The sequence below is a fragment of the Marinomonas sp. 15G6-16 genome, assembly GCF_055809555.1.
This window is the reverse complement of record NZ_CM147916.1, coordinates 67044-91491: the sequence shown is the minus strand read 5'-3', so window position 1 is coordinate 91491 and position 24448 is coordinate 67044. Positions and strand designations below refer to the sequence as shown.

Annotated in this window: 19 protein-coding genes and 12 tRNA genes; 8 read left to right on the top strand and 23 right to left on the bottom strand. The window is 43.0% G+C overall.

The genetic code is table 11. From position 1 onward, the window contains the following. Positions 1-5 precede the first annotated feature (5 nt). From pabC to AC0L46_RS00410, 13 genes are all read right to left on the bottom strand, one after another. Positions 6-806: an aminodeoxychorismate lyase gene (pabC, locus tag AC0L46_RS00470; protein ID WP_473504945.1), complete on the bottom strand. Its 801-nt coding sequence runs from the start codon at positions 804-806 to the stop codon at positions 6-8. 70 nt (positions 807-876) lie between these two features. Further along, positions 877-952 (bottom strand) — tRNA-Glu (locus tag AC0L46_RS00465). A gap of 18 nt (positions 953-970) precedes the next feature. Next, a tRNA-Gly gene (locus AC0L46_RS00460) sits at positions 971-1045 on the bottom strand. A 68-nt stretch (positions 1046-1113) separates the two neighbouring features. Beyond that, a tRNA-Glu gene (locus AC0L46_RS00455) sits at positions 1114-1189 on the bottom strand. 66 nt (positions 1190-1255) lie between these two features. After that, positions 1256-1331, bottom strand: a tRNA-Glu gene (locus tag AC0L46_RS00450). Between the two features lie 61 nt (positions 1332-1392). Beyond that, positions 1393-1467 (bottom strand) — tRNA-Gly (locus AC0L46_RS00445). Between the two features lie 67 nt (positions 1468-1534). Further along, positions 1535-1610: transfer RNA gene (locus AC0L46_RS00440), tRNA-Glu, on the bottom strand. Between the two features lie 61 nt (positions 1611-1671). After that, positions 1672-1746, bottom strand: a tRNA-Gly gene (locus tag AC0L46_RS00435). A gap of 67 nt (positions 1747-1813) precedes the next feature. Continuing rightward, positions 1814-1889 (bottom strand) — tRNA-Glu (locus tag AC0L46_RS00430). A 61-nt stretch (positions 1890-1950) separates the two neighbouring features. Next, positions 1951-2025, bottom strand: a tRNA-Gly gene (locus AC0L46_RS00425). A gap of 67 nt (positions 2026-2092) precedes the next feature. Beyond that, positions 2093-2168, bottom strand: a tRNA-Glu gene (locus AC0L46_RS00420). A 61-nt stretch (positions 2169-2229) separates the two neighbouring features. After that, positions 2230-2304, bottom strand: a tRNA-Gly gene (locus tag AC0L46_RS00415). 76 nt (positions 2305-2380) lie between these two features. Continuing rightward, positions 2381-2456 (bottom strand) — tRNA-Glu (locus tag AC0L46_RS00410). A gap of 131 nt (positions 2457-2587) precedes the next feature. Here AC0L46_RS00410 and AC0L46_RS00405 point away from each other — a divergent pair. The 3 genes from AC0L46_RS00405 to htpX all read left to right on the top strand — a co-directional run bounded on the left by AC0L46_RS00405 (position 2588) and on the right by htpX (position 5737). Further along, positions 2588-3157, top strand: coding sequence for a YajG family lipoprotein (locus tag AC0L46_RS00405; protein WP_473504943.1), 570 nt, complete (start codon positions 2588-2590; stop codon positions 3155-3157). A 136-nt stretch (positions 3158-3293) separates the two neighbouring features. Next, on the top strand, positions 3294-4514 hold the full coding sequence (locus AC0L46_RS00400) for a pyridoxal phosphate-dependent aminotransferase (RefSeq protein ID WP_414682779.1): 1221 nt from the start codon (positions 3294-3296) through the stop codon (positions 4512-4514). Between the two features lie 344 nt (positions 4515-4858). Then, complete coding sequence (htpX, locus tag AC0L46_RS00395) at positions 4859-5737, top strand: protease HtpX (protein ID WP_473504941.1); 879 nt, start codon at positions 4859-4861, stop codon at positions 5735-5737. An 80-nt stretch (positions 5738-5817) separates the two neighbouring features. On the opposite strand, the gene AC0L46_RS00390 is transcribed toward htpX, so the two are convergent. The 4 genes from AC0L46_RS00390 to gcvT form a co-directional block, all read right to left on the bottom strand. Next, complete coding sequence (locus AC0L46_RS00390) at positions 5818-6540, bottom strand: flagellar brake protein (protein WP_414682777.1); 723 nt, start codon at positions 6538-6540, stop codon at positions 5818-5820. Positions 6541-6561: 21 nt separating this feature from the next. Then, entirely contained in the window at positions 6562-7698 is a 1137-nt protein-coding gene (locus AC0L46_RS00385; protein WP_473504939.1) for a 4-phosphoerythronate dehydrogenase, read from the bottom strand. Beyond that, a complete protein-coding gene (locus AC0L46_RS00380) occupies positions 7679-8218 on the bottom strand; it encodes an elongation factor P hydroxylase (protein ID WP_414682775.1) in 540 nt (179 codons plus the stop codon). Before AC0L46_RS00380 ends, AC0L46_RS00385 begins: the two co-directional genes overlap by 20 nt. 140 nt (positions 8219-8358) lie before the next feature. Beyond that, a complete protein-coding gene (gene gcvT / locus AC0L46_RS00375; protein ID WP_473504936.1) occupies positions 8359-9459 on the bottom strand; it encodes a glycine cleavage system aminomethyltransferase GcvT in 1101 nt (366 codons plus the stop codon). Between the two features lie 368 nt (positions 9460-9827). Here gcvT and glyA point away from each other — a divergent pair, with 368 nt between their 5' ends. From glyA to AC0L46_RS00355, 4 genes are all read left to right on the top strand, one after another. Then, positions 9828-11105 (top strand): serine hydroxymethyltransferase, encoded by a 1278-nt coding sequence (gene glyA / locus AC0L46_RS00370; protein ID WP_414682773.1) that lies wholly within the window; start codon positions 9828-9830, stop codon positions 11103-11105. A gap of 58 nt (positions 11106-11163) precedes the next feature. Then, positions 11164-11547 carry a glycine cleavage system protein GcvH gene (gcvH, locus tag AC0L46_RS00365; protein ID WP_317004045.1) on the top strand — a complete coding sequence of 128 codons (384 nt, stop codon included), beginning with the start codon at positions 11164-11166 and terminating at the stop codon, positions 11545-11547. Between the two features lie 81 nt (positions 11548-11628). Next, on the top strand, positions 11629-14493 hold the full coding sequence (gcvP, locus tag AC0L46_RS00360) for an aminomethyl-transferring glycine dehydrogenase (protein WP_473504934.1): 2865 nt from the start codon (positions 11629-11631) through the stop codon (positions 14491-14493). Positions 14494-14617: 124 nt separating this feature from the next. Beyond that, on the top strand, positions 14618-15880 hold the full coding sequence (locus AC0L46_RS00355) for a hypothetical protein (protein ID WP_473504932.1): 1263 nt from the start codon (positions 14618-14620) through the stop codon (positions 15878-15880). 32 nt (positions 15881-15912) lie between these two features. Here the strand turns inward: AC0L46_RS00355 and AC0L46_RS00350 are convergent, their stop codons facing one another. From AC0L46_RS00350 to rluC, 6 genes are all read right to left on the bottom strand, one after another. Further along, positions 15913-16317, bottom strand: a complete 405-nt coding sequence (locus AC0L46_RS00350; RefSeq protein WP_473504930.1) for a type II toxin-antitoxin system HicB family antitoxin — start codon at positions 16315-16317, stop codon at positions 15913-15915. Positions 16318-16340: 23 nt separating this feature from the next. Then, positions 16341-16523 carry a type II toxin-antitoxin system HicA family toxin gene (locus AC0L46_RS00345; RefSeq protein ID WP_473504928.1) on the bottom strand — a complete coding sequence of 61 codons (183 nt, stop codon included), beginning with the start codon at positions 16521-16523 and terminating at the stop codon, positions 16341-16343. Positions 16524-16671: 148 nt separating this feature from the next. Beyond that, the gene (locus AC0L46_RS00340; protein ID WP_473504926.1) at positions 16672-17421 is read right to left on the bottom strand and encodes a CLCA_X family protein; all 750 of its coding nucleotides are present in this window, start codon (positions 17419-17421) and stop codon (positions 16672-16674) included. Positions 17422-17465: 44 nt separating this feature from the next. Beyond that, positions 17466-17927 carry a hypothetical protein gene (locus AC0L46_RS00335; protein WP_473504924.1) on the bottom strand — a complete coding sequence of 154 codons (462 nt, stop codon included), beginning with the start codon at positions 17925-17927 and terminating at the stop codon, positions 17466-17468. Between the two features lie 109 nt (positions 17928-18036). Further along, a complete protein-coding gene (locus tag AC0L46_RS00330) occupies positions 18037-19503 on the bottom strand; it encodes an anion permease (protein WP_473504923.1) in 1467 nt (488 codons plus the stop codon). Between the two features lie 213 nt (positions 19504-19716). After that, complete coding sequence (gene rluC / locus AC0L46_RS00325) at positions 19717-20685, bottom strand: 23S rRNA pseudouridine(955/2504/2580) synthase RluC (protein WP_473504921.1); 969 nt, start codon at positions 20683-20685, stop codon at positions 19717-19719. A gap of 476 nt (positions 20686-21161) precedes the next feature. On the opposite strand from rluC, the gene rne reads away from it, so the two are divergent. Continuing rightward, a complete protein-coding gene (gene rne, locus AC0L46_RS00320) occupies positions 21162-24356 on the top strand; it encodes a ribonuclease E (protein WP_473504919.1) in 3195 nt (1064 codons plus the stop codon). Positions 24357-24448: the final 92 nt, after the last annotated feature.

Sequence of the window (24448 nt, the reverse complement as noted above, 5' to 3'; positions counted from 1 at the left end):
TTAGCTTACATTAAAGTTTGTAATTTTCGGGTATCCATTCCAATTGGAAAAGATTTCCCCGCGATATGAGTGACAGGCACAATGCCCATTAAACTGTTGGTGATGAACACTTCATCGGCGTTTAGTAAATCAGAGAGTGGAAATTGACCAATTTGAATTAAATATTGCTCTTGGTTTTCAATAAGATATTTGCGAAAAGTACCCTGAACACCGGATGTCGCAAGCGACGGCGTGTACAGAACACCTTGGCTCAGCCAAAATATATTACTCTGAATGCATTCAACGACTTCATCGTTATTGTTTAGCATGATGGCTTCAAAATCACTTTTCATTAAAAACTGTTTTGCCATGACATTTTCTAAGCGATTCAAATGCTTTATTCCGGCTAAAAAACGGTTCTCACTTACAGGAACAGGTGAAACGGATAGGCTAACCCCTTTTTGCCGCTGGGTTTCATAGTCTGGCGCAGGAAGGATACCGATAATAACAGTATGAAGACAATTTTCAGGAGGTAAATAACCTCTTCCCCCTTCACCTCGTGTGACCATAATTTTGACAACAGAGTCACTTTTGATCAAAGGCAGAATACTAGAGTACAAGAAAGTGCAGAGATTTTGCTTTTGATCTTCCGAGAAAGGCATCCCCAGCTTTGTTAAACCACGATAAAGGCGAGATAGATGATCGTCGATGTGTAATAAAGACCTGGACGTTGCTGAGATGGTTTCAAAAACACCATCACCGTAAGCTAAACCACGATCAGTAACCGTAAGAGTGGTATCAGACTTGTAATTGACAAACCAAATCATGGCTAAAAACTCAAAAAAACAGGTTAGCTATGATAGCGTAAAAAAAGACATGCTTGAAACAAAAAGAAGATGGCGTCCCATAGGGGGTTCGAACCCCTGTTACCGCCGTGAAAGGGCGGTGTCCTAGACCTCTAGACGAATGGGACGTATTCAAAATACGGAAATGGAGCGGGAAACGAGGCTCGAACTCGCGACCCCAACCTTGGCAAGGTTGTGCTCTACCACTGAGCTATTCCCGCATTGCATGTTGCCCTACTCTATTCAGGTAACACATTGCTCTTTTATCATAAAAGAACATCAAAAATAGTGGCGTCCCATAGGGGGTTCGAACCCCTGTTACCGCCGTGAAAGGGCGGTGTCCTAGACCTCTAGACGAATGGGACGCAAATCAGTTTTGTGAAAACTGTAAACTCAATTCAAATAACAAGCACATTCTTAATGAAAGAAAGTGGCGTCCCATAGGGGGTTCGAACCCCTGTTACCGCCGTGAAAGGGCGGTGTCCTAGACCTCTAGACGAATGGGACGCAAATCAGTTTTATGAAAACTGTAAACTATTCATCTTACCTAACAATAAGTTAAATAAGATGGAGCGGGAAACGAGGCTCGAACTCGCGACCCCAACCTTGGCAAGGTTGTGCTCTACCACTGAGCTATTCCCGCATTGCATGCTGCCCTACTCTATTCAGGTAACATATTGTTCTTTTATTAAAAAGAACATCAAAAATAGTGGCGTCCCATAGGGGGTTCGAACCCCTGTTACCGCCGTGAAAGGGCGGTGTCCTAGACCTCTAGACGAATGGGACGCAAATCAGTTTTATAAAAACTGTAAAACAATCACCTTATTTAACAATACGTTTAATAAGATGGAGCGGGAAACGAGGCTCGAACTCGCGACCCCAACCTTGGCAAGGTTGTGCTCTACCACTGAGCTATTCCCGCATTGCATGTTGCCCTACTCTATTCGGGTAACACTTGCTCTTTTATCAAAAAAGAACATCAAAAATAGTGGCGTCCCATAGGGGGTTCGAACCCCTGTTACCGCCGTGAAAGGGCGGTGTCCTAGACCTCTAGACGAATGGGACGCAAATCAGTTTTGTGAAAACTGTAAAACAATCATCTTATCTAACAATAGGTTGAATAAGATGGAGCGGGAAACGAGGCTCGAACTCGCGACCCCAACCTTGGCAAGGTTGTGCTCTACCACTGAGCTATTCCCGCATTGCATGTTGCCCTACTCTATTCGGGTAACACTTGCTCTTTTATCAAAAAAGAACATCAAAAATAGTGGCGTCCCATAGGGGGTTCGAACCCCTGTTACCGCCGTGAAAGGGCGGTGTCCTAGACCTCTAGACGAATGGGACGCAAATCAGTTTTATGAAAACTGTAAAACATTCACCTTATTTAACAATACGTTTAATAAGATGGAGCGGGAAACGAGGCTCGAACTCGCGACCCCAACCTTGGCAAGGTTGTGCTCTACCACTGAGCTATTCCCGCAACAATAATACTTCTCACACAAAACCTTCTCATTCAGAGAAAACTAGGTAAACTAACAACCAACCGTATGAAAGAATGGCGTCCCATAGGGGGTTCGAACCCCTGTTACCGCCGTGAAAGGGCGGTGTCCTAGGCCTCTAGACGAATGGGACAACGTAACAATCTTGCTGTGTGAGCGGGTGCGTATATTACTGTTACTCATCATAAAATCAATAGTTTTTTTTATTAATTTAAGCAACTTAGAAGAAAAGTCGCTTTTAAAATCAATTGGATTGGAGCTTGTATGCTAAACAAACAACTTTTTTTAACCTTATCCCTTTCTGCTCTTTTATTAGCTGGGTGCTCCACAACACATTACATAAGCATTAGCCCACAACCAGAAATAAGTACAAACACCCTCTCCAACGATCGAGTGATCAACGTCTCCACCAGCACTAAATTAACCACAACAGTGGGTTCTATAAAAACAGGTCTTAATGAACGTGCAGACATATATGCGAACAATGATGTTGCCGCAAGCGTAAAAGAAAGTGTCCTTAAAGGTTTACGTGATTTGGGCTTCACTCCAGATCAAGGTGTAATGCCTGCAGCTGATTTGCAAATCGAAATTACAAAGATGAGCTACACCACAAAAGTAGAAGCGTTAAAAACCATTGCTACTTTAGATTTTGAGCTAAAAACAACTCTAGCAGCCAAAGGTCAAACTTATAAAGCAAACTATGGCTCTCAAAAAGTTAGAGAATACGGCACCATGCCATATCAACAAGCAATAGAAGACGATATGAATGACCTTGCCAGCCAAACCGTTAACCGCCTTCTAAGTGATCCGAACATCATCACCTTACTAAAATAAGCTTCACACCTAAAATGCCTCTTCATGTATTGGACGTGAAGAGGCATTATTGTAACTTACAACTTAAACAGTCACTTCCAATATACTCAGACTCAGTTGAACACGACTTCTTCTGCTCAAATTTAATAAGGATTAAATGGTGCAAATTCTTAAATCAAACAAACTTGCCAATATTTGTTACGAAATCCGCGGACCTGTTTTAAAAGAAGCCATGCGAATGGAAGATGAAGGCCAACGTATTTTAAAGCTCAACATTGGCAACCCAGCGCCATTTGGTTTTGAAGCTCCTGATGAAATACTTGTAGATGTCATTCGCAACCTACCAACATCACAAGGTTACTGCGATTCAAAAGGATTATTCTCAGCCAGAAAAGCGGTCATGCAAAAATACCAAGCACTGGGAATCAAATCTGTCGATGTAAATCATGTGTGGATGGGCAATGGCGTCAGTGAACTGATTGTGATGGCGATGCAAGGTTTACTTAATGATGGCGACGAAATCCTCATCCCTGCTCCTGACTATCCGTTATGGACTGCTGCGGCAACTTTGTCTGGCGGCTATGTAAGACATTACCTATGTGATGAAGGCGCAGGCTGGCAGCCAGATATCAACGACATTCGCGCAAAGATCTCCAACAAAACCAAAGCCATTGTCATTATCAACCCGAACAACCCTACTGGCGCGGTTTATGAAAAAGAAGTTTTAGAGTCTATTGTTAATTTGGCAGAAGAGCACAACTTACTGATTTTCTCTGATGAAATATACGACAAAATACTTTATGACGGCGCACAGCATATTCCAACAGCCACACTCACCGAAGGCCGAGCACCTTGTGTAACATTTGGCGGCTTATCAAAAGTGTATCGGACGGCTGGTTTTCGTTCTGGCTGGATGACCATCACGGGTGATCGCAGCGGCATCCAAGATTATATCGAAGGCTTAGATATTCTAAGCTCAATGCGACTTTGCGCGAACGTTCCGGCTCAACATGCCGTACAAACCGCTCTTGGTGGCTATCAAAGCATTAATGAGCTTATCGTTCCTGGCGGCCGCTTCTATGAACAACGCAAAGTAGCGTGGGAAGCTCTAGATGCCATTCCTGGTGTCCACTGCCACAAACCAGAAGGCGCTCTTTATCTGTTTCCTAGACTAGACCCAAAAGTCTATCAAATACAAAACGACATGGATCTGGTACTGCAATTCTTACAGGAAGAAAAAGTTCTTATTGTACAAGGCACAGGATTTAACTGGCCGACACCTGATCACGTACGATTTGTCTTCTTGCCTCATATAGAAGAACTGGCTCCTGCTATGGAGCGCTTTGATGCATTTTTAGGCAGATTAAGGAAGCGTTAAACCTAGGGAAGGTGCGATTAAGTCTTCTGAACTTCAGTCTTATCTGAGAAACGGTCTATCAAGGCAAGAGTGAGCAGGAATGTTAATACCTTTCAATCACTCTTAACGCAGAGAGACCGTTTCTCTGAAAGACCCGAAGGGCGTGAGCTAAACGCTTTTTATTCTTTGTTAAGCTTCTTGCCAATATGTTCATATTGGACTGCGAAGCTTGCCTCGAATAATAAAGGTTTATCCACACGCTGAAGCCAGTGGACTTGTTCGCACCTTCCCTAGCACTCTCACCTCTTGAAATAATCCAATAAAGCCCTACTATGCTCCTTAACAGTTTATTAAGGAGCATAGCTATGCGCATCATTCTGTTTTTACTGACAAACTTAGCCATCATGGTGGTGGCAGGCGTTGTATTGAGTCTTTTAGGTGTTAACGGCTACATGACCAGCAATGGTCTAGACTTCACATCTTTATTGATTTTTTGCGGTGTATTTGGTTTTGCTGGAAGCTTTGTTTCTCTTCTTCTTTCTAAGTTCATGGCCAAAAAAGGCTCTGGCGCTGTGGTTATCGAACAACCACGAAACCATAAAGAGGTTTGGCTACTTGATACAGTGAAAGAGCTTTCAGACAAAGCGAACATTAAGATGCCTGAGGTCGCCATTTTTCCTTCCCACGACGCAAATGCTTTTGCGACAGGCTGGAATAAAAACGCAGCGCTTGTGGCGGTTTCTAGCGGCATGATGGACCGTTTCTCACCAGACGAGATTAAAGCCGTTCTTGGTCACGAAATTGGTCACGTAGCAAACGGCGACATGATTACCTTGTCTTTGATTCAAGGCGTGGTAAACACTTTCGTTATGTTTTTTGCTCGCATAGCAGCTTATGCGGTCGATCAATTCCTACGCAAAGACGACAACGAAGGCTCTGTAGGCTGGGGCTATTACATTGCTACATTTGTTTTCGAGGTCATTTTCGGCATTCTTGCCTCTATGATTGTCATGTGGTTTTCTCGTTACCGCGAATTTAGAGCCGATGAAGCCGGAGCAAGACTGGCAGGCAAAGGCGCAATGATTGCAGCCTTAGCGCGCCTACAACAAGAGCATGAGCAAACGCACATGCCAGACTCAATGTTAGCTTTTGGCATCCGCCGAGGCAAAACACCAACATTAGGCGAGCTATTTTCTAGCCACCCACCAATTAAAGATCGAATCAAAGCCCTACAAGCTTTGTAATAGATTCGCTATGAAAAACAAAAACGCCAATATCTGTGATATTGGCGTTTTTTATTTAAAGAGATTATGAACGACTAGAACTACTTGGTTTTATTTCGAATAGTTTCCAAAATATAGGCCGTTAGTGGAATGCCAGCTTCTTTCCCTACATCCAAGAAACGAATGCCATACACATAAAAATACTCTACTCCCATGCGCGCCAAGAAATCATTATCAACCATACTTGCCTGAACTTGCTCAAGCATCTGTATTTCTTGAGAGCGTATCTCACATTCAACCTTCAAAATATGACTGTAAGGACCAACCTTCATATTGCACGCCAAACTCATAGTCTGGTTAACTGCGCCAAAGTCCTCTTTAGAAACTAATTTCGCCCCACCAAGGCTTAAATCAACAAGAATGGCGGATGATGCTTCTTTTATGGAGGTTTTCGTCTTATTAGGTTCTACGTTAGAGATAAGGCGTGTTTCAACTCTTGCCGTCTGACGAACTTCCGAAGTTTCAACATAACTTGGGTAAGCAACATGAATATGAGCAGCAGGCTCAAGATAACTTTTTGCGATTTTACTGGCAAAAGCACAAACATGGGTACTTAACATTAGCCTGATATTAACTATCTGACTCTCTCGGACGAGAATGTTTTTGCCATTAATTCTAGGGCAAGACAATATCAATGAGTTTCCAGGGATATTGCCAAGAACTTTTACCGTATAGCGCCCAGGTGGTGATATGAACTCTATTTGTACATTTGTCCCTATTGGTACCTCTAGTTCACCTAGATCAACCTGCATTACTCCAGCCATGCACCTACCTTAAATTCTTTATTAATTGTTAATCACAAAACCGGCTGAGCCCAAAAGGCTAAGTACATCGTTATTGCTATGTTTAATTGAACAAGTATTGAACTCGTCTCTTTCTACATAACACTTTCGCAACCAATCAAATACGTTTTTTTCTTTCGCTTCTCGATATTTAAAGCGCAATCTTGCGTCGTCTCTCGCTACATCATATATAGCATGCATACTGCGAGCCAATACTTCTTCATCTGTACGACCTGTGGCTGCCTCAAGAGAAGCACACCAGCCCGAACTAATGGCGTCGTTCTCATCGATATCAGCCGCGATACCTAAATGTTCGCATAACGCTTTATACACCATCCAAGAGCCTTTCTCACGGCCTTGCTTACTGTAGCCAGCAATATGTGGTGTCGCAATATCAACAAGAGACATAAGCTCTTGATTAATATTGGGCTCATCTTGCCATACATCTAGTATTAGATTTAAATCGCCATCCAAACGCTCGTGAAGCTTGAATAAAGCGGATTCATCAATGACACCGCCTCGCCCCGCAGAAATAATGGTGACACCTGCATTGAGAGCATTTAGCTCTGCTTCACCCAACATTCCTTGAGTTGGATGAGAGCCACTTTTTGTGAGCGGTGCGTGCAAAGAAATAACATTACAAGCCAATACACCTTCTAAAGAAGTAAAGTTAATATCGCTACTTGTCTCTTCTTTAAATGGATCATAAACGCATACTTGGCATCCCATGGCGGCGAATCGACTGTAGACTTTTTTGCCTACATTACCATAACCAATGACACCGATTTTCTTACCCAGCCAATTAAGCTTCTTCGACAAATGCAAATAACTTAAACCACTAAAAACATAATCTGCAACAGCTTCTGCATTACATCCCGGAGCATTACTGAAGGTAATCCCTGCTTCTTGCAAGTAATCCAAGTCGATATGGTCAACACCAATGGTCGCGCTCCCAACAAACTGCACTCGACTGCCTTCTAACAGATCTTTAGTGACCTTGGTAACAGATCGAACTAACAATACATCAACATCTTTCACTTGTTCACGAGTTAATGTACGACCATTAACCAGTTCAACATTTCCTAAGTGCGAGAATAAAAGCGCAGCATTAGGCATGTTTTCATCTACAATAATCTTCATATTGTTGTTTTAAAAACTCATCAAAAATCGCATCAGGACAACGCTGAGACAATAAGTACATTGAAAATGAGCGAGCTCGTTGTGGTAGACCAGAAATCAAATAACGCTCGACCTGCGCCATAACAGCACACTCAAAATGCTGTGCGTCATAATCTGGCAAAGACAAATTATCAACACTAACTCTAAAACGCAGCCCTAAAACCCAATGAAAAATACACTCAATGGCCTGAGGTTTCACTTCTACACTTTCAAACTCTTTTTGAGAGAAGAGATCTCGGGTATCTGGATTATACCAATATCCGTAATCCTCTAACTGCCTTCTCTCGTGACCGGCGATACACCAATGACTTATTTCATGTAAAGCACTGGAAACATAATCACTGCGAAAATAAATAACAGCGGGAGCATTGGATTTCGCTGGAACATAAAGTGGCTCATCCGCCCCACCAACAAGACAGGTATTAAAACTTGAAAGGAAATAGGCGTCAAAAGCCTCCACAAGCTGTTTTGCACTTGCCAATGAAAGACTCCAAAAGGAAATAATTATCACATAAGAAATAAAAATACGCTATGTAAAGAAAACTTACATAACGTATTTTTATGATTCAGCTTTAAATGTGAGAAGCCGCAAACTTCCCACACCTAGAAAACAAAAGAGTGTTAGCCGCGGAAGTATCTTGATGGGACAAAAGGCATAGACACTTGCTTCAAAGGAATGCTTTTGCCACGAACACTGGCAAACAAAGGTTTCTCATCGCCTAGAATTTCAGTAGACACATAAGCCATGACTATCGGTTGAGACAAGGTTGGTGAGAATCCGCCGCTTGTTACAACGCCCTGCACTTCGCCTTCTGAATCGATAATTTCGACACCTTCACGAACAGGCGCTCGGCCTTCCACCAAATAACCGACACGCTTCTTCTTAGGTTTATCAGCAAATTGCGGCAAAATAACGTCGGCACCAGGAAAACCACCTGCACGCTCACCATCTAAACGGCGAACTTTTTGAATTGCCCAATTAAGCGACGCTTCGATCGGCGTTGTATTGGTATCAATGTCGTGACCATACAAACACAAGCCCGCTTCAAGTCTTAATGAGTCGCGAGCACCAAGACCAATCCACTCTACTTCGTCAAAAGCGAGCAAAGCCTTAGCAAAGTCTTCCGCTTTATCATTCGGCACAGATACTTCATAACCATCTTCGCCTGTGTAGCCAGAACAACTCACCCAAATTTCAACACCTTGCCAATCAAACTTAAGACTTTGCATAAATGTCATTGTGGCAGCATCAGGAACGAGTCGAGCAAAAACATCACGAGCTTTTGGCCCCTGAATTGCCAACAAAGCCCTGTCTTCAATCACTTCAATATCACATCCACCTAAAGACGATTTTAAATAGGCAATGTCTTGTTCTTTACAAGCAGCGTTTACCACCATAAAGACATCATCACCCCAGTTAGCAAACATAAGGTCATCGGTAATGCCGCCTTCCGCTGTTGTGAACATACCGTAGCGTTGCATACCAACAGGCAAATCTAAAACATCAACAGGCAGAATCTGCTCAAGTGCAGTTTTAACGTTTTCACCCTTTAAAATCACTTGCCCCATGTGAGACACGTCAAATAGGCCAGCATTTTCACGAACCCATAAATGCTCTTTCATTACACCCAAAGGATATTGAACAGGCATTTCATAACCAGCGAATTCAACCATTCTTGCACCAGAATCAAGGTGCTGACCATACAAGGCAGTACGTTTCATAGAAAAAACCTTAAATTGAATATTGATAGTGTTTGTTTCCGATTGGAAACAGAGTATCTAAAAACAAACCAACATGACAAGTATTCGAGCCCAGTTTAATAGAGAAAACAATAAAAATACGGCCAAATACAAGCAAAACCTGATCGAACGGTTAAGTATTTCCAATAAAAAACTTAGCAATTCGATGCGAAGCGCTGTTTCCAATTGGAAACTTTTTTATTATGATAGCCTCAAAATGACGTAAACCGGACAATGACTGACGCTCGTGGAAAGATGATCTTTTTTCATCACCTTAGACTGCCATAGTGTTATTATATGCACGACTCATTGTCTTTTGGGCATACATGTTTATTTAAGAGGAATTTTCCATGGCCAACACCGAAGCCTTTTTCAGCCAAACCCTAGCTGAACGAGATCCAGAACTTTTCGCGACAATTGTTGAAGAGCAAGAACGTCAAGAAACTGGCATTGAATTAATCGCATCTGAAAACATTACCTCTAAAGCGGTTTTAGAAGCGCAAGGTTCTGTACTTACTAATAAGTACGCTGAAGGCTACCCAAACCGTCGTTACTACGGTGGTTGTGAAGCAGTTGATGTAACAGAGCAGCTTGCTATCGACCGTGCTAAGCAGCTTTTTAACTGTGAATTCGCAAACGTTCAACCACACTCTGGCGCTCAAGCAAACGGTGCCGTTATGCTTGCACTGCTTCAGCCAGGTGACACTATCCTTGGTATGTCTTTAGACGCCGGCGGTCACTTAACTCACGGTGCGCCACCAGCACAGTCGGGTAAATGGTTCAACGCTGTACAATACCAAGTTAACCCAGAAACACTATTGATCGATTACGATGCCATTGAAGCACAAGCACTAGAGTGCAAGCCAAAAATGATCATCGCTGGTGGTTCTGCTATTCCTCGTGTTATCGATTTCAAACGTTTCCGTGAAATCGCTGACAAAGTTGGTGCTTATCTTTTTGTTGATATGGCTCACATCGCTGGTCTTGTTGCCACTGGTGCGCACCCATCTCCACTACCATACGCACACATTGTTACGACAACGACACACAAAACATTGCGCGGTCCTCGTGGCGGTATGATTCTTTCCAACGATCTAGATCTTGGTAAGAAAATCAACTCAGCGGTTTTCCCTGGTTACCAAGGTGGCCCGTTGATGCACGTTATCGCTGGTAAAGCAGTGGCTTTCGGTGAAGCGCTTAAACCTGAGTTTAAAGTGTACATTGACCAAGTTGTTGCTAATGCAAAAGCTTTGGCCGCTGTCATGATCGAACGTGGCTGCGACATCGTCACTGGCGGAACAGACAACCACCTAATGTTGGTTGACCTACGTCCAAAAGGTTTGAAAGGTAACGTAGTGGATAAAGCACTAGAACGTGCTGGTATCACTTGTAACAAAAACGGCATTCCGTTTGATACTGAAAAACCAATGATCACATCTGGTATTCGTATCGGTACACCTGCAGCTACTTCTCGCGGCTTTGGTGTTGAGGAATTCGAGAAAGTTGGTCATCTAATCAGTGATGTTCTAGATGGTTTGGTTGCTATGCCAGAAGGCAATCCAGAAGTTGAAGCTCGTGTACTTGCAGAAGTAAAAGAGCTTTGCGCGCGCTTCCCACTTTATCGCTAAAATCATATAGCCAAGAGCCTTCTCTCTTGGCTATTTTTTTATAAGAGGCAGAAATCTAATGAGCACTATCCCAGAAAATCTAAAATACGCTGACTCTCATGAGTGGGTATTAGACAACGGTGACGGCACAGTAACGATTGGTATCACTGATCATGCACAAGACTTACTTGGCGACGTAGTTTATGTTGAGCTGCCAGAAGTTGGCGCAGAAGTAACAGCAAAAGAGCAATTTTCTCTTGTTGAATCAGTTAAAGCCGCTTCTGATATTTACGCACCAGTAAATGGTGAAATCATTGAAGTAAATGAAGCGCTTGATGATGCCCCTGAGCTAATCAACGAATCTCCTTTTGAAGGCGCATGGATTGCCAAAGTTAAGTTGAGCGATAGCGCTGATCTTGACAAATTGCTTGATGCAACAGGCTACGCCGACTCAATCGAATAGTATCTCTGTATGCTCTTTTACCCTTCTGTAAGAGAGCATATCTCCCCCGTTTTTTATATAGCTTCTTAAATAGGTAAAACTATGACTTCGTGCATCCGCGATTTGTTAAACAACGACGAATTTATGGCTAGACACATTGGCCCAGACGCTGCAGAGCAAGAAAAAATACTCGCAACCATTGGACGCAGTTCTCTTTCTGAATTAATAGACAAGACTGTCCCTCAAGCCATTCGTCAAGCAAATCTAGATTTATCTGCAGAACCCGTTAGCGAAAGCGATGCTCTTATTCAGCTGAAAGCCATTGCTGAAAAAAACAAGGTTGCACGTTCATTTATCGGTATGGGCTACCACGATACGCACGTTCCTTCCCCTATTTTAAGAAACCTATTAGAAAACCCAGGCTGGTACACGGCTTACACACCTTACCAACCAGAAATTTCTCAAGGCCGATTGGAAGCACTATTGAACTTCCAACAGGTTGTTATTGATCTTACTGGCATGGAAATCTCCAACGCATCTTTGTTGGACGAAGCTACTGCGGCAGCAGAAGCCATGACATTAATGAAGCGCTCGAATCGTAAAAAGAACGATTCCCTGTTTGTCGCAGATCATTGCTTACCACAAACAATCGATGTCATTAAAACACGAGCAGAATTACTCAACATTGATGTGATTGTGGATGACATCGCCAACTTTGCTAACCACGATGTATTCGGTGCTATTTTCCAATACCCAGGTATCGACGGTGCAGTAACGGATTTATCTTCTGTGATTGCCGAAGCTCACGAACAAGGCGCATTAGTCAGTATCGCCGTTGACCTTTTGTCATTGGTTCTACTTAAGTCCCCAGGCGACATGGGCGCAGACATTGTTTTCGGTAGCGCACAACGCTTTGGCGTTCCAATGGGATTCGGTGGTCCACACGCTGCTTTCTTAGCAACAAAAGACGCATTCAAACGCTCTATGCCAGGTCGAGTGATCGGAGTCTCTAAAGACAGCCACGGCAAACCAGCATTGCGTATGGCGATGCAAACACGCGAGCAACATATTCGTCGTGAAAAAGCCACATCGAATATTTGTACCGCTCAAGCCTTACTGGCCATGATGGCGGGATTCTATGCGGTTTATCATGGTCCAGCTGGCCTTAAAAAAATTGCAAGCCGCGTTGCTGCTCTAACAGATTGCTTTGCTAAAGCCGTTCAGAAACAAGGCTTAACAACCAACGCTAGCTACTTCGATACAGTTATTGTTAACACAGGAAGCCAAACAGACAGCATTATCGCCAAAGGCGAAAGCAAGTTGATGAACTTCTATAAAGTGTCTGATGCGCAAATTTCTGTCTCTTTAAATGAAACCATTACGCCAAACGATCTAATCGATTTAGCAGAATGCTTTGGTGCAACACTAACACTAGAAGACGTGATTGGCTCTGATGCTTCTTATGGCTTTGACACTTCCCTACTTCGCCAAGACGACATTTTGACGCACCCTGTTTTCAACAGTCATCACAGCGAAACAGAATTGATGCGTTACATGCATCAATTAGAAGTAAAAGACATCGCCTTGAACCAAAGCATGATTCCGCTTGGCTCTTGTACAATGAAGCTAAACGCAGCATCAGAAATGATTCCTGTCACTTGGGCGGAATTTGGTCGCATTCACCCATTTGCACCAAATAACCAAGTAAGCGGTTATCATGCTCTGCTACAAGAATTGATCGACATGCTGGCGAAAGCAACTGGCTATGACACCATCTCACTGCAGCCAAACTCAGGCGCACAAGGTGAATACGCAGGCCTAATCGCGATTGATAAATACCACAAATCTCGCGGCGACAATGAGCGAAATATCTGCTTGATCCCTAGCTCTGCTCACGGAACAAACCCAGCGTCTGCTGCACTAGCGGGCATGAAAGTTGTTATCGTTAAATGCGATGAAGATGGCAATATTGATTTGGTTGATCTGGCTGAAAAAGCAGAAAAACACGCAGAGCAACTTAGCTGCATCATGGCAACCTACCCTTCAACGCACGGTGTATTTGAAGAACATATTCGCGAAGTGTGTGACATCGTTCACAAATTTGGCGGACAAGTTTACATCGATGGTGCTAACTTAAACGCACTGGTAGGCGTTGCGCCTCCAGGCGCATTTGGTGGTGACGTTTCTCACCTTAACTTACATAAAACATTCTGTATTCCTCATGGTGGCGGTGGCCCTGGCATGGGCCCAATTGGTGTCAAATCTCATCTTGCGCCTTTCTTACCGGGTCATGCGGTTACACCTGTTATGGGAATGGAAGAACAACATGGCGCCGTTTCCGCCGCGCCTTACGGTAGCGCAAGCATTCTTGTAATCACTTGGATGTACATCAAAATGATGGGCGACAAAGGTCTGCGTGATGCAACCTACAACGCCATTTTGAACGCTAACTACATTGCTAAACGCCTTGGCGAACATTACCCAGTGCTTTACACAGGCAAAAACGACACAGTGGCCCACGAATGTATTATCGACATTCGCCCATTGAAAGCCGAGTCAGGCATCAGTGAAGAAGACATCGCTAAGCGTCTAATGGATTTCGGCTTCCATGCGCCAACCATGTCATTCCCTGTTGCGGGCACCTTGATGATAGAACCAACAGAGTCTGAGAACTTAGAAGAATTGGATCGTTTCTGCGATGCCATGATTCAAATTCGCAACGAAATCAGCAAGGTTCAATCAGGCGAATGGACGCTAGAAGATAACCCATTAGTAAACGCACCGCACACAGCGGATAGCCTTTTAGATATCGATTGGGAACATGGCTACTCTCGTAAAGACGCTGCTTACCCATTACCTTGGATCAAAGCACGCAAATACTGGCCACCTGTAGGACGCATCGACAACGTCTACGGCGACCGCAACTTGTTCTGCGAATGCCCACCAATAGACAGCTATGAAGACTAAAGCTTTATAAGCTGAAACTAAAAACGAGCCAAATGGCTCGTTTTTTGTCTTATCTCTCAAATATTTGATATCTTGATTCAAAGACCATATAAATAAAGTCGATGTCTAAGCAAGGATGTGAAAAGTGGAAACACAATTAAAATTAGAAAAGCAAATTTCATTAAAACTACAAGGATATAGACGAATCTTTAGATCACTTGAAAAGCTTGATGAATTCTGTGATGAATTAATACACCTATATCAAACCACTGCAGCCAAACAACTTTTACTTTTGGCTAAAAATCTAAAAAAAAGTATATATGAAGAGCTCAAAAACCATCAAATCTTAAAACAAGATAATACTTTTCAAGGACCTCAAATTATTATCGAAAAGGAAGTTTCTATTAGTTTAAGCTCTCTTCTTGAGAGAGCTTTATACCCAAATGGTCTTCTCTTCCCTCCAGACTCTCCTTTTGCCAAAGCTATAGAGGAATGCGATTTAGACAAAGAACATCTAATGAATGCTTTTATAATTGGCCTATTAGGCGAAAATCGAAACAGTTATACAGGGTTAGATCAATTAAAAATTAATTTACACCATCAAACAGCTGCAGTAAGGAATGACTCTTTCAAGCAATTTTGCAAAGGCATTGCCACAAGAGAAAAAATCAATAAGGAAGTTAGTATAGAAGCTGAGATTGAAGAAAAAACAGGGATTTTTTATCAGGATTTATTAGAGCTACACAATGAGCAAAACGATGAGATATTAGGTACTCGAGGTCGTATTGTTCGCCTTTTAAGAGAATTTGAAAGTAAAGATATTCCTGAGCATAAAAGGCAATTACAACAAGCACTAGATAAAGGCAAAGAGGTTGTAGATACTACAATCGCCAACTTCCGGGAGCATATTGCCAGTAAAGAAGCCGTGGTTTATTGGCGAAACAAGCAAAATGAAGCAAAATCTTCGGTATACAAATTAATCCTCACTTCAACTATCGCCCTCCTTCTTACCTTCTGGGCTGAAAGTATCGTTGTTCAATCATACTTTGATGCAGGGTCTTCATTAAACAAGCTCATTACTGGAGAAGCTATTTCAGAAGGCTTAAAAGCTTTCATGATTTTAATGGGGGTCACTATTACTGCCCTACCCGGTATATGGATTGCTAGGTATTGCATGGCTACAGCTTCTGCAAGAACTAAGTATGCTCAATTCTCTGAAAATAAAGCAATGCAAATTCAGACTTACCTCGCTATGAAGCAAAACAATCAAATTGAAGGAGATCAAGAAAAGATCATTATTGAGAAAATCTTCTCAGATCATATTGATGGAAGCTCTGCTAACTCAGATTTACCAAGTATTAGCGGAATGGCATTAATGATGAAAGCCATTCAGGGAAAACAAAGTTAGTCCGATAAAAAACGAGCCAAATGGCTCATTTTTTATGCTAGCTCCAATGCTTTTTTTGATGCTTCAGCTAAAAAGCCTGAGCGGGATTTGTACCTTGGGTTACTTGAGACAGCTCGATCAATTTTGCTAATGAGCAGATGTGGTAATGTGACGTTAATTTTTTCACTCTTCCCTAATAATGGCGTGATATCGACATCGACAATGGCCCAAATCCCATCCTTGTAGTCTGGGTTGTTTTGATGAAAAGTGATGGTGTTCGCTTTTGGAATATCTTCACCTTCTTCTAGTAAGCTTTCTAAATGGAGAAAAATAGCTTCCACCGCCATATCTAATGCTTCATCATGATTCTTACCCGCGGTAAAGCATCCTGCAACATCTGGTACAGTAACACCATAGTTGACGCCATCATCGGTATGCAAAACAACTGGATATTTCATGGAGTATTCCTCTAAAAGAATGCTTAAGGTAATTGAGCTTGCTTTTGTATATTTCTAAACGTACCAACAGGAATATCTGCTTTAGGATGCGGTACTGTTACCGTACCTTTTTTGGTTGGATGTTTGAACTGAACATGACTTCCCTTCGTTCGAACTTCGCACCAGCCATCCTGTATTAACATTTGAATGACCTCTCGGCTCTTCATGATCAAGTCCTTATGTTGTTTATTCATCCATGAACCTAACTATAAAGATAACCCCAATAACCCCAAACCAACAATTGAACTTATTTATTATTCAATAATAGTCGCAAGAAAAAAACTATAACCCCAATAACTCTACTTTGATAAGCCTCTATACTTCTCGGTTGAGCGCTCCACCAAGTAGGTAAAAATAGTTGCTAAAAGCTTGGTTAATAGCTTCACGTTGCCGCCCTTGCGGATAAAGTCCAGCTTTGGCTTCTTCTGAGTATTTGCTGCCTTTTACGAGAAATCGACTCGCTGGTTTGGCGTCTTCTACAAAGGCTTCAAACGCGCGGGCGCACATTTCTTCTGGTTTGGAGTAGTAGAAAATATTGTGTTTTTCATCGATTCGTTTAGAAGCTTGAAAAAGTTCGCTGGTGTCGTTTCCATCTGAGCTGAGTAAGATGCTTTTGAAGCAGTCAGCCAGAAGTGTATTTAGCGGGTGAGATTTGATATTGCTTGAATCGGATTCTTGCAGCCAGTTATTGGATGCAAAGCTGGAGGATGAAGCGAAGTGAAACATTTTATCGCCCATGTAATGATCGAAAGCGTGGAACCATTCATGGGCCAAGCTCCCTGCGCCAGCATTTTTAGCCAAGGCCAGTTGTCGAGTCGCTGGCATATAGTGAGCCGCTACACCACGCTGTCCGCCTTTTCCAAACTGAAGCCCAAGTGTTCCTCGTAGAGAGATAAGATGTTCAGGGCCTTGCAAAGCATCCATTAAGTCGTGTAAAGCTTGGTGGAAATTGACCGCCGCGCGATCTCTTTCTTCAGGCGTCACCCAACGGCCCATCTCGATGCCACGAAAATCAAACTGACGGCGAATCGTAACGAAACTAAAATTGGGTGGATCAGATAACATGCAAAGTCTCGGAGTGAATAACCGTCTCAGCCTTTACTTAAAACTCAAGAGACGCTGAATTGTTGGTTAAATTCCGCAATTTTAGCACTTCGCATTTCTTTCAGCACGGCTATTTCTTGTTCTGCCCAATTCTTGGCGCTATGGATACGAGATTCATCGTTAGCCGAAACAGCCGATTCCAACTCGGATTCATAATGATCTAGCAAGGTGTCCAAATCATCTTGGTAAGCTTCTTCAATAAGAGTTAAAGCCAACTGATGCTGATGGCTCAAGGGCTTATCCTGATGTTTTTGAACATAAGCCAGTGTATTTTCAAGATACAAACACTTTAATGGGTCTTCTTGAAGGTCTTGTTTTAAGGTATTTCTGCGATCATCTGATAACACCCGTGCTTGAGCCACTTCGGATTCATAGCTAACACTGGCTTGGGCAACTCCAGCAGGCAATGTGTTCAACACTAAAATAGCGGTCAAAGATTGCAGTTTTCTTAGGAGTAGTTTTTTCATAAATTCCGTCTTAATTCATTCGCTTTTTATATGCTCTAGTTAAAACCATTCTAAAAGTCAGAACAACAATGAGCGATAAAATGCACATTTAAATCTCATCTTTAGGGATTTACCAATAACCCAAAACTTTCCACCAAAGCCCACCGACAACACCCCAAACAAGTAAGTTAACAACACTCATGATAAAGCCCATTGCCCACCAGTTTTCCATGGACACATAACCTGAACCAAATACGATCGGTGACGTCCCTGTAGCGTAATGAGTAAGAGACATCATTAAAGAAGAAGCACCAGCTAACAATAACCCTAAATACAAAGGCGGCGCGCCAAGCGCCAAACCTGCGGCATAGAAAGCTGCAAACATGGCAGTAATATGAGCCGTCGTACTGGCAAAGAAGTAATGGGCGTAGAAATACACGGCTACTAGAATCACCACAGACACGCTCCAATCAAAACCAAAATGCGCAATATTGCTTTCTACAACAGAAGAAAACCAACTAACTAATCCAAGCGTATTTAAAAAAGTTGCCATCATCACTAAGGCAGAGAACCAAACCACAGTGTCCCAAGCAGATTTTTCCTTGAGCACATCTTCCCAGCTCAAAACGCCTGTTATGAGCAAAATAGACAACCCCAAAAACGCCACAGCGGTTGTGTTCACCGCGTAATCAGAACCAAATAACATAGCAGGCACGCCAGCCCAGAGAATCAACAATAAGGAAAACACACCAACCATGACTTTCTCGCCATAAGACATAGGCCCCATTTCGGCCAGTTTAGATGAGGCGTAATCTTTTGCATCTGGTGTACTTTTAATTTCCGGTGGGTAAATCGCATACACAACCAAAGGCACCAAAGCGATACAAACCAAACCGGGTAATAAAGCGGCCAACGCCCATGTTCCCCAAGTGATACTTATGTTTGCACCTGTTGCATCGGCAATAAGTTTAACCACCAAAGGGTTTGGTGCCGTTGCAGTAATGAACATAGCGGACGTAATTGGGTTAATGTGGTAACTCACCAACGCGAGATAATGTCCAATTTTTCGAGATGTTCCATCATCAGGAGAAGAACCAAAGCTTGTGGCAATGGATTTCATAATGGGGTGAATAATGCCGCCACCGCGCGCCGTATTGCTCGGTGTCACTGGCGCAATAACTAACTCAGATAAAGCCAACGCATAACCAATCCCAATGGTTTTCTTGCCAAATAAGGTAATGAAGTAATAGCCAATCCGATTCCCTAAGCCTGTTTTGACTAAGCCTCTGGAAATAATGATGGCAATACCAATTAACCAGATAAGAGAATTGGAAAAACCACTTAAAGCATCTTTGATCGCTCCAGACGGGTTGTCATTGGTTACGCCAGTGAATGCAACAAGCGTAATGGCGAGAACAGCAATAGCGCCAATCGGCATGGCCTTGCCAATAATGGCGACCACAGTTCCAACAAATAAAGCCAATAAATGCCAAGCATTCTCGGTCACACCATCAGGTACTGGAACGACAAACCAAATAAGTAAAATAGTAGCAACAGAAATAAACCCAGGAACAGCACGAACATCAGAGACTTTCATTTTAATCATCCTAGTCATTAAACGATTCTCTTACTTATTTAAAGCACAAGAAAACACGCCTTAAATAGCCTGACTACCATGTTACTCTTCCGTTTTTTAATCAGTGATGACCTATATCATGGAAAACCAAAGGGGTTGAGTTGCACAAAAAAAGACCTGCATTGAGCAAGTCTTCTTTATTGAATTATAGATAGGTCTAGCGGATATGTTTTTTTAGAAAGCTGAAACGAGTTTATTGCTCATCAAGTCTTGCCATTCTTTATCAAGCGGCGCTTCGAACAACATGCGTTCGCCATTCAACATAATGTCTAATCGCGTTGCATGTAGGCATAAACGCTTAAAGCCAAGCACCTTTGTTTCTTTTAATGACTCGGCTGGCGAATACTTGTCGTCACCCACAATTGGATAGCCCGCATGCAATGTGTGTACTCGAATTTGATGAGTTCGACCTGTCACAGGCTCACACTCAACTAAGCTGTAGCCTTCAAACTGACGAACCAGCTTAAACCGCGTCAGACTCTCTTTGCCATCAGTGTGAACTTTCACAATACGTTCGCCAGATTTTAGCTCGTTCTTTAGTAGTGGCGCATTCACCTGAAGTTTACGTTTTGGCCAACTGCCATATACCAAAGCGAGATATGTTTTTTGCACGCCTTCTTTTTCTCGCAAAGCAGTATGCAGCTCTTTCAATACCGCTCGCTTTTTTGCAATCATGATAAGACCAGACGTATCACGGTCCAGTCGATGAACAAGCTCAACGAACTTTTCTAAAGGTCGCATTTGTCGAATGACTTCAACTAGCCCAAAACTCAAACCACTACCACCATGAACAGCCAAGCCCGATGGTTTATTAACGACAATTAACCCTTTGTCTTCATAAACAATTCGTGACTCAATTTCGCTTTTTAGTCGTTCCGACAAAACAGGCTTTTCTGACTCTGGCGCAATCACAATCGGCGCGATACGAACTATATCTTCATTTTGAAGACGGTAATCTGGCTTAGTTCGCTTTTTGTTAACACGAATTTCGCCTTTTCTAAGCAAGTTGTAGATTTTCCCTTTCGGTACACCTTTCAAAAAGGTCACCAAAAAATTATCAATTCGTTGGCCCTCATTATTATCGTCAATTGTGACGTAGCGAACTGCGGGACGCTCTGCTAAATTCTGTTCTGAGTCCGACATAATCAAAGATTGGTTTCCTTTATAATTGAAGCACTTAGTTTTTACTGTTATATTCACATTCGCAAAGGGTAAGAGGCAACAAAACACCTCGAAGATAAGATGCAAGAATTGAATGAACACTGCCGAAGCGACACTTTGGCCCCTATCTTACCTCTGTAACAGTTAATCTTAAATAATAAACCGCATGATTCGGAAAAATCCGCTTCAGTGGAAGGAATTCTCATTATATTGCTCGACCGCGCGTTCGCGTTGTTTCATAAAAGCAAAGAAACGAGACCGGTTAAAAGAGACTATTTAGTATTCATCAAGGCAGCGAACCGCACAAAGCGTTTAATCCAAAAAAATAAACGAATCGCGTACTCCTCTTGCCAGAAAAGACTGAATGACTTGCTCTAAAGCTGAGTCAGATTGATTAATGGTTACCTATCGCTGCAGTGACTCTTTTCGTATCAGCGCTAACAGAGTTCACACATACAATGATTAGAATGTTAATAAATGCAACTCAACAAGAAGAGTTGCGCGTCGCCCTTGTAGACGGTCAACGTCTATACGATCTAGATATCGAATCCGGTTCTCGCGAACAAAAGAAATCCAACATTTATAAAGGCCGAATTACTCGTATCGAACCGAGTCTTGAAGCGGCATTTGTTGATTTTGGCGCAGAACGTCATGGCTTCCTTCCTCTTAAAGAAATCTCCAAAACTTACTTCTCTAAAAAATCCAATCACGAAGGCCGAGTTAACATCAAAGATGTGTTAAGCGAAGGTCAAGAAGTTATCGTGCAAGTGGATAAAGAAGAGCGTGGCAACAAAGGCGCTGCACTAACGACTTTTGTTAGCCTAGCAGGTCGTTACCTAGTTTTGATGCCGAATAATCCTCGTGCTGGTGGCATTTCTCGTCGCATCGATGGTGATGACAGATCTCATCTAAAAGAAGCAATGTCCGGCCTTAATACACCAGAAAACGGTGGTTTGATTGTTCGTACGGCTGGCGTTGGTCGCTCTACTGAAGAACTACAATGGGATTTGGACTACCTTGATACACTTTGGAACTCCATCACCAAAGCCGCTTCAGAAAAGCCTGCACCATTTTTAATTTATCAAGAAAGTAACATTGTTATCCGCGCCATTCGTGATTACTTGCGCGAAGACATTGGTGAAGTACTGATTGATGAAAAAGACGCTTATCAAGATGCCATTAACTTCGTTATGCAAGTTATGCCGCACTTTAAGTCGCGCATCAAAATGTACACAGACTCCACGCCTTTGTTTAACCGTTTCCAGATCGAAACTCAGATCGAAACAGCTTTCCAACGTGAAGTACGCCTACCTTCTGGTGGCTCAATCGTTATTGACCCAACCGAAGCCTTGGTTTCTATCGACATCAACTCCGCTCGCGCAACCAAAGGCGGAGACATTGAAGAAACAGCACTACAAACCAACTTAGAAGCCGCAGACGAAATTGCTCGCCAATTGCGTCTACGAGATATTGGTGGCTTGGTGGTTATCGACTTTATCGATATGACGCCAGTGCGTAACCAAAAAGAAGTTGAAAACCGCATGAAGAACGCGCTTGAAGCCGATCGCGCACGCGTTCAGATTGGCCGCATTTCTCGCTTTGGCTTACTTGAAATGTCTCGCCAACGCTTGCGCCCTTCTCTTGGTGAAACCAGCGGTATCGTTTGTCCACGCTGTAACGGTCAAGGCTTCATTCGTGATGTTGAATCTCTTGCCCTTTCTGTTTTACGTCTTATCGAAGAAGAGTGTGCAAAAGAGCGCACAGCTCAAATCCGCGCCGTATTGCCTGTTTCTGTTGCTACTTTCTTGCTAAACGAGAAACGTACTAACATCGCGAAGATCGAAAAACGTAATCACGTGCATATCATTCTTGTGCCGAATCCGCACATGGAAACACCGCACTTTGAAGTAGAGCGTATTCGTGATGACAGTACAGTTGTTTCTCAGAATGAGAACAGCTACACATTGGTTGAAACACCAGAGCAGCCACCGTATGAGCCTCGCCAAACAAGTGAAAACGTTCGCCCACAAGCTGCAGTAACAAGTATTGCACCGAAGTCACCGGCTCCAGCGCATACAGAAACACCTGCAGCGACACAAAGCAGTGCTCCTAAAGCGAAAAAGCCAGGTCTTTTCACTCGTATTTTGACAGCTTTGTTCGGGGATGCTTCTAGCAAGCAATCACCTAAACAGAAGAGCAAAACAAGCTCGCCAAAAGCAAATACAAAAACGTCTTCATCACAAAATGATCGCACTACAAGTAAAACTACTGGCAATCGTAGCAACCGCAATAAGCGTAACGTGAAGCACCAAAACTCTGATCGTGATAATAACGCGACAGAAAAGAGCCAAAACCGCTCTACTCGCCAATCTCGCAGAGAACAGGCAGAAGCTGGCACGAAAGGAAACAACCGTCGAAATAACCGCAACAATAAGCAAGACAACTTAGATTCAAAAGTTGAAAAGCAAGAAGCAGCGGTTAAAACTCCTCGTCAGCAACCTAAGGCGAAAGACGTTCCCGAAGTAAAAGAGCGCAAACGTGAACGCAACGATAACCGTCGTCGCAGTGGCAAGTTAAAAGATGAAGCTTTAGAAGCAGCAAAACTACAAGAGCAAGAAGATGCCGCTCTAGTGGAAGCCGCTAAAAACACATTAACAGAAAACAATGAAAGCACTGATGAGCCACAACGTCGCTCTCGCCGTTCTCGTCGCTCTCGTCGTCCACAAAAAGACGAAGTAAACACTCAAGAAACAACTGAGAATACAAACGAGAAAGTTGAGAAAGAAGCGGATAACGTAACGCAAAAATCAGAACCCACTTCGACTGTAGAAGCTACAGTAGAAGAAGCTGTTGCATCAGAAAAAACGATTGAAGAATCCGCACCTGAGCCAGAAGCTAAGCCTCAAGCCAAAGCGACTAAACCTAAAATGTCGGTTAAAGCTCAAATGAGTAAAGTGGAAGCCACTCAGCAACACAGCGAAGAGACAACAGAAACTGAAGCACCTAAAGAAGCTGCAGATGCTGTGATCGAAACTCCAAAAGTAGAAGAGCCAAAAGCAGAAACTACCAAGGAAGAAATACCAGCGCCTGAAGCTTCAAAAGCGGAAACTACCAAGGAAGAAATACCAGCGCCTGAAGCTTCAAAAGCGGAAGAGGCAAAGGTAGAGGTTACTAAAGAAGCCCCAGTAGTTGAAGCTCAAAAAGCTGAAGAGCCTAAAGTAGAAGCTGTCAAGGAAGAAGCACCTGTTGTCGAAACAGTAGAAACAGAAGCACCAAAAGCTGAGACGCCTGCCGTTGAAGTAACTGAAGAAGCTCCTGTAAAAAATGCAGCAAGTGAGCCAGCCGAAATGGCAGACAGCGCTACTGCTCCTGTAGAAAACACTGTTACAGCTTCTGAAACTAAGAAGCCTGTTCGCACACCTCGTCGTGGTCGCGGAAAACCAGCAGTAACACCTACAGCAGAAGTGAAAGCACCTGTTGAACTACCAGCAGCTATTCTTGCACAGCAAGAAAAGCTACGCTTAGAGCAAGAAGAAAAGCGTAAGGCAAACACCTCTCGTCGACGTGCTAATACTGGTCGAGTGAAAAACGACCCAAGATTAGCCCGCGAAGATAACGGTGCAGAAACTGCCTCAGACTCTAATGTAGAATAATTTTCTTTATCTACTTAGACTGAGTAAAGAGCCCGCCCATGCGGGCTCTTTAGCAACTGAAAATAGATACTTCAATGTATTCATATGAACAT